General features: G+C 61.0%; 6 protein-coding genes. 4 read left to right on the top strand and 2 right to left on the bottom strand.

Annotated elements, in window-relative coordinates; translation table 11 throughout:
* Positions 1-125: 125 nt before the first annotated feature.
* The gene (locus D886_RS0116665) at positions 126-1,619 is read right to left on the bottom strand and encodes a CoA-acylating methylmalonate-semialdehyde dehydrogenase (protein WP_027594988.1); all 1,494 of its coding nucleotides are present in this window, start codon (positions 1,617-1,619) and stop codon (positions 126-128) included.
* A 73-nt stretch (positions 1,620-1,692) separates the two neighbouring features.
* Complete coding sequence (locus D886_RS0116660) at positions 1,693-3,039, bottom strand: aspartate aminotransferase family protein (protein WP_027594987.1); 1,347 nt, start codon at positions 3,037-3,039, stop codon at positions 1,693-1,695.
* A 118-nt stretch (positions 3,040-3,157) separates the two neighbouring features.
* Here D886_RS0116660 and D886_RS0116655 point away from each other — a divergent pair, with 118 nt between their 5' ends.
* From D886_RS0116655 to D886_RS0116640, 4 genes are all read left to right on the top strand, one after another.
* Positions 3,158-4,075: a LysR family transcriptional regulator gene (locus D886_RS0116655; protein ID WP_027594986.1), complete on the top strand. Its 918-nt coding sequence runs from the start codon at positions 3,158-3,160 to the stop codon at positions 4,073-4,075.
* Positions 4,076-4,165: 90 nt separating this feature from the next.
* Positions 4,166-4,828: a TetR/AcrR family transcriptional regulator gene (locus D886_RS0116650; RefSeq protein WP_027594985.1), complete on the top strand. Its 663-nt coding sequence runs from the start codon at positions 4,166-4,168 to the stop codon at positions 4,826-4,828.
* Positions 4,829-4,837: 9 nt separating this feature from the next.
* The gene (locus D886_RS0116645; protein ID WP_027594984.1) at positions 4,838-5,422 is read left to right on the top strand and encodes a YigZ family protein; all 585 of its coding nucleotides are present in this window, start codon (positions 4,838-4,840) and stop codon (positions 5,420-5,422) included.
* Positions 5,423-5,810: 388 nt separating this feature from the next.
* Positions 5,811-6,497 (top strand): SDR family oxidoreductase, encoded by a 687-nt coding sequence (locus D886_RS0116640; RefSeq protein WP_027594983.1) that lies wholly within the window; start codon positions 5,811-5,813, stop codon positions 6,495-6,497.
* Positions 6,498-6,542 lie beyond the last annotated feature (45 nt).

Genomic DNA, 6,542 nt, shown 5'->3' with positions numbered 1-6,542 from the left:
ACGCTGGAAGTGGGGCGCATTATAAGGGGATTCGAAACCCCGTCAACCTTTAATTCCAAGAAACCTTAATAAAGCTGAAAAACAAAGCGGGGAGGCCTTCCGGCCTCCCCGCTTTTGTTCATGCTTTAAAGGCTAGGGAACGCAAACTGCGATGCCTCATGGCTGGCCCGCTGCGGCCAGCGCTGGGTGATCGCCTTGCGACGGGTATAGAAACGCACCCCATCCGGGCCATAAGCATGCAGGTCGCCGAACAGCGAACGCTTCCAACCGCCGAAGCTGTGGTACGCCACCGGCACCGGCAACGGCACGTTCACACCGACCATGCCCACTTCGATCTCGTCACAGAACAGGCGCGCCGCCTCGCCGTCACGGGTAAAGATGCAGGTGCCGTTGCCATATTCGTGATCGTTGATCAGCTGCATGGCCTGCTCCAGGCTGTTAACCCGGACCACGCACAGCACAGGGCCGAAGATCTCTTCTTTATAGATGCGCATCTGCGGGGTCACCTTGTCGAACAGGGTGCCACCCACGAAGTAGCCATCTTCATTACCTGCAACGCGCAAGCCACGGCCATCCACCACCAGCTTGGCGCCAGCAGCTACACCGTCGTCGATGTAGCCAACCACCTTGTCGCGGGCAGCAGCGGTAACCAGCGGGCCCATGTCCAGGCCACACGAAGTACCGGCACCAATCTTCAGTGCCTTGATCTGCGGCTCCAGCTTGGCGATCAGTGCATCGGCAACCTGGTCACCCACGCACACCGCCACCGAAATCGCCATGCAGCGCTCACCGCACGAACCATAAGCTGCACCCATCAGCGCGCTGACAGCGTTGTCCAGGTCGGCATCGGGCATCAGCACGGCATGGTTCTTCGCACCGCCCAGCGCCTGTACGCGTTTGCCGCGCTTAGTGCCCTCGGCGTAGATGTACTCAGCAATCGGGGTCGAGCCGACAAAGCTCAGCGCTTTCACTTCCGGAGCCTCGATCAGCGCGTCCACAGCTTCCTTGTCGCCATGCACCACGTTAAGGATGCCTTTAGGCAGGCCGGCTTCCAGCAGCAGTTGGGCAATGTACAAGGTCGAGCTCGGGTCACGCTCGGACGGTTTCAGGATAAAGGCGTTACCGCAGGCAATGGCCAGCGGGTACATCCACAGCGGGACCATGGCCGGGAAGTTGAACGGGGTAATACCGGCGACCACACCCAGCGGCTGGAAGTCGGACCAGGCGTCGATGTTCGGGCCAACGTTACGGCTGTACTCGCCCTTGAGCACTTCAGGTGCCGCACAGGCGAACTCGACGTTCTCGATACCACGCTTCAGCTCGCCTGCAGCGTCTTCCAGGGTCTTGCCATGCTCTTCGCTGATCATCTGCGAGATGCGGGCTTCGTTCTGCTCCAGCAGTTGCTTGAAGCGGAACATCACCTGGGCACGTTTGGCCGGCGGCGTGTTGCGCCAGGCTGGGAAGGCAGCCTTGGCCGAATCGATGGCTTCCTGAACGGTCGCACGGCTGGCCAGTTCGACCTTGCGTACGGCCTGGCCAGTGGACGGATTGAAGACATCGGCGGTGCGCTCACCCTTGGTAACCAGCTCGCCGTTGATCAGGTGTTGAACAATGCTCATGCAAAACTCCAGATAAAGAGGGGTGACACAAGCGCGTGATCACTTCACGCGCTTGCCATCAAAATCGCAACGATCAATCGATCTGGTTCAGGGTCTCGCCCACCGCGTCGAACAGGCGGTCCAGTTCCTGCGGCTGGGTATTGAAGGTAGGGCCAAACTGCAGGGTGTCGCCACCGAAGCGCACATAGAAGCCGGCCTTCCACAACTTCATCGCCACTTCATAAGGGCGCACGATCGCATCGCCGTCGCGGGCAGCAATCTGGATCGCGCCGGCCAGGCCATAGTTGCGGATATCGACGACGTTCTTCGTGCCTTTAACCCCGTGCAGCAGTTTCTCAAAGTGCGGCGACAGTTCGGCCGCAGCCTGCACCAGGCTTTCCTTCTGCAGCAGGTCCAGTGCGGCAATGCCGGCGGCACAGGCCACTGGGTGGGCCGAGTAGGTGTAGCCGTGGGGGAACTCCACCGCGTATTCCGGCGTCGGCTGATTCATGAAGGTTTGATAGATCTCGGTGCTGGCAATGACCGCACCCATCGGGATGGCGCCGTTGGTGACCTGCTTGGCGATGCACATCAGGTCTGGCGTCACGCCGAAGGCTTCAGCCCCGGTCATCGCGCCCATACGGCCGAAGCCGGTGATCACTTCGTCGAAGATCAGCAGGATGTTGTGCTGGGTGCAGATCTCGCGCAGGCGCTTGAGGTAGCCCTTCGGTGGCGGCAGAACACCCGCCGAGCCCGCCAGCGGTTCGACAATCACCGCAGCGATGTTGGAGGCGTCGTGCAGCTCGATCAGCTTGAGCATTTCGTCGGCCAGGGCAATGCCGCCCTCCTCTGGCAAGCCCTTGGAGAACGCGTTCACCGGCAGCACGGTGTGAGGCAGGTGGTCGACGTCCAGCAACTGGCCGAACATCTTACGGTTACCGTTCACGCCACCCAGGCTGGTGCCGGCGATGTTCACGCCATGGTAGCCACGGGCACGGCCAATGATCTTGGTCTTGGTCGCCTGGCCTTTCAGGCGCCAGTACGCACGGACCATCTTCAGCGCGGTATCGGCGCACTCGGAACCGGAGTTGGTATAGAAGACATGGTTCAGATCGCCCGGGGTCAGCGCGGTGATCTTTTCCGCCAGCTGGAACGACAGCGGGTGGCCGAACTGGAAGGCCGGGGAGTAATCCAGGGTACCGACCTGACGGGCTACGGCCTCGGTGATTTCCTTACGGGTATGCCCGGCCCCGCAGGTCCACAAGCCAGACAGGGCGTCGAAGATCCTGCGCCCCTTGTCATCCACAAGGTAGTTACCTTCCGCCGCCACGATCAGGCGTGGGTCGCGATGGAAATTGCGGTTGGCGGTGTAGGGCATCCAGTGGGCATCCAGCTTGAGCTGGCTGGCGATATCGGTGGGAGCGGTTTCCGGCATGTTCATCGGCGGTTCCTCGAAAGACGATTAGGCAACGATGGATCTTGTTGCGGCTAAATTGGCACGGCGATAAAGTCTGAAAAAGCCTGCTTTTCTAATCTTCAGATAGGGCAACACTAAACTAATGAGCCGACGCCCCGACCCACTCGCCCAAGTGAGCGATTTTGACATTCGCCTGTTGAAGATCTACCGCAGCGTCGTCGAGTGCGGCGGCTTCTCGGCAGCCGAAAACGTGCTCGGGATCGGCCGCTCGGCCATCAGCCAACAGATGAACGACCTGGAGCAACGCCTCGGCCTGCGCCTGTGCCAGCGTGGCCGAGCCGGTTTCTCACTGACCGAGGAAGGCCGCGAGGTCTACCATTCGGCCTTGCAGTTGCTCAGTGCCCTGGAAAGCTTCCGCACTGAGGTCAACGGGCTGCACCAGCACTTGCGTGGCGAGTTGAACATCGGCCTGACCGACAACCTGGTGACCTTGCCGCACATGCGCATCACCCACGCGCTTGCCGAGCTCAAGGACCGCGGCCCAGATGTGCGTATCAACATCCGCATGATCGCGCCCAGCCAAGTCGAGCACGGCGTCCTCGACGGCAGCCTGCATGTCGGCGTAGTGCCGCAGACCATCGCCCTTTCAGGGCTTGAATACCAACCGCTGTATAGCGAGCGTTCGCTGCTCTATTGCGCAGTAGGCCACCCGCTGTTCTATGCCGACGACCAACAGATAGACGACGACCGGCTCAACAGCCAAGAGGCCATCACCCCCACCTTCCGCTTGCCCGCCGATATCCAGGCCCACTACCAGGCGCTGCATTGCACGGCCAGCGCGTCGGACCGCGAAGGCATGGCATTCCTCATCCTGACGGGCCGCTACATCGGCTACCTCCCCGACCACTACGCCAGTTTCTGGGTGCAGCAAGGCCGGCTGCGTGCCCTCAAGCCCCAGCAGCGCTTCTATGACTTGAGCCTGAGCTGGGTGACGCGCAAAGGGCGGCGGCCGAACCTGGTGCTCGAGAGCTTCCTGGATAGCCTGGCTGCGACACGCTGATGCCTGTCTCTGACGCAAACGCTTGTCACTTCGGCGTAGGCAGGTAATCTTGTCCGACAGCCGCTGCCACTGACCCGTACGGAATCGTCCATGACCCTTGAAGTCCCAGCGCATCGCCTCTCCGCCTCGGGCAAGCCCGCCGGCCGCATCCGCCAGAAAAACGAACAGGCCATCATCCAGGCCGCCGAAGATGAATTCGCCCGCCATGGTTTCAAGGGCACCAGCATGAACACCATCGCGCTGAAGGCAGGGTTGCCCAAGGCCAACCTGCATTATTACTTCACCAACAAGCTGGGCCTGTACATTGCCGTGCTCAGCAACATCATCGAGTTGTGGGACAGCACCTTCAACGCCTTGAGCGTCGAGGACGACCCGGGCGAGGCACTGAGCCAGTACATTCGGACCAAGATGGAGTTCTCGCGGCGCAACCCGCAAGCCTCGCGCATTTTCGCCATGGAAGTGATCAGCGGCGGCAATTGCCTGAACGAGTACTTCAGCGCCGACTACCGCGAGTGGTTCCGTGGCCGGGCCGCAGTGTTCCAGGCCTGGATCGAAGCAGGCAAGATGGACCCGGTCGACCCGGTGCACCTGATTTTCCTGCTCTGGGGCAGCACCCAGCACTACGCCGACTTCGCCACGCAGATCTGCCAGGTCACTGGCCGCAGCCGCCTGACCAAGCAAGACATGGAAGACGCGAGCAGCAACCTTATCCACATCATTCTCAAGGGGTGCGGCATCAAGCCGAGTGCCTGACAGCCATTTATGCCTTCTACCCTGCTCGACCTCTGCGAGTTTCGTGAAGAAATCCGCAAAAGCCGCTTCATCACCCTCGCCGGCCCAATCACCAGTGCTGCCGAGGCGATGAGCTTCATCGAACGCCACAGCGACCTGGCGGCCACCCACAACTGCTGGGCGTGGAAGCTTGGCGGGCAATACCGCAGCAATGATGACGGCGAACCGGGCGGCACCGCCGGGCGCCCTATTCTGGCCGCCATCGAAGCGCAAGACTGCGACCAGGTGGTGGTGCTGGTGATCCGCTGGTACGGCGGCATCCAACTGGGTACCGGTGGCCTGGCCAGGGCCTATGGCGGTGGCGCCAACAAATGCCTGCAACAGGCGCCCAAGCGGGTGCTGGTGCAGCGCAGCGAATACACCTGCAGTTGCAGCTTCAGCGAACTGGCCTTGGTAAAGCTGCGCCTGGCGGACGTCGACGGCCTGGTGCTGGATGAACAGTTCACGGCCAATGGCGTTGACCTGCACATCGCGGTCGGTGAAGCCCACCTGGCCCCCTTGCGCCAGCAACTGGCCGACCTGAGCCGTGGGCGCATCCTGCTGGAAGCGCGCTGAATAACTGTTCGCACGCGCTGAACATTGCTCACAAGAACTGTGGGCCTGCCTGTGGATAAGCTTGGGGCACTCTCTTGCAGCCCATTGGTTTCAAGGCCCCCAGAGCTTTGATCATATTTTGATCACTATTTGATGACAGTCGCAAATAGCTGAAACCTCGAGAGTTATCCCCAAACCCTGGAATTGTTACGCACTGGGCATTGCGCTCGGCTTGCACACAATAACTGTGGAACAGCCTGTGGATAACCCGTTAGCCAACAGGCGAAGCGCCCGTCTACAAGCGGCCTGGCGCCATTGATCATTTTTTGACCAGCTGCAGCGCAGGCACAGTTAGCGACTCTGCAGTATGCTCAAATACTTTTTCCTATACCGATAAAGGAATGTTCCTATGGCTAACTCAAGAACGGCCCTCATCATCGGCGCCTCACGCGGCCTTGGCCTGGGGCTGGTGCAACGCCTGCAAGAAGATGGCTGGAACGTCATCGCCACTGTGCGTGACCCGCAAAAGGCCGGTGCCCTGGCCAACGTTCCCGGTGTGCGCATCGAACAGCTGGAGATGAACGACACCGCTCAGCTCGATGGTTTGAAGCAACGCCTACAAGGCGAAGTGTTCGACCTGGTATTCGTCAACGCGGGCGTCATGGGGCCGCTGCCACAAGACCTGGAAAGCGTCCGCAACCAGGACATCGGCGACCTGTTCATGACCAACGCCGTGGCCCCCATCCGCGTCGCCCGCCGCTTGGTTGGCCAGGTGCGCGAAGGCAGCGGCGTGCTGGCCTTCATGAGCTCGATCCTGGGCAGCGTGACAATCCCGGACGGCGGTGAGGTCTGCCTGTACAAAGCCAGCAAGGCGGCCCTGAACTCGATGATCAACAGCTTCGTCGTCGAACAACAGCGCCCAGGCCTCTGCGTGCTGGCCATGCACCCCGGCTGGGTGAAGACCGACATGGGCGGCGAAAATGCCGAGATCGACGTGCTGACCAGCACCCGCGGCATGCTCGAACAGATCAAGGCGCAAAGCGGTAATGGCGGCCTGCGCTTCATCAACTACAAAGGTGAGCCGCTGATCTGGTGAATTGAAAGCCGCGTGGCGAGGCAGTAGACTCGATGCCTCGCCCCC

The organism is Pseudomonas sp. LAIL14HWK12:I7, from assembly GCF_000483465.1.
GTDB lineage: Bacteria > Pseudomonadota > Gammaproteobacteria > Pseudomonadales > Pseudomonadaceae > Aquipseudomonas > Aquipseudomonas kermanshahensis.
The sequence above is the reverse complement of the archived record's forward strand: the minus strand, read 5'-3'. Positions and strand labels throughout refer to the sequence as shown.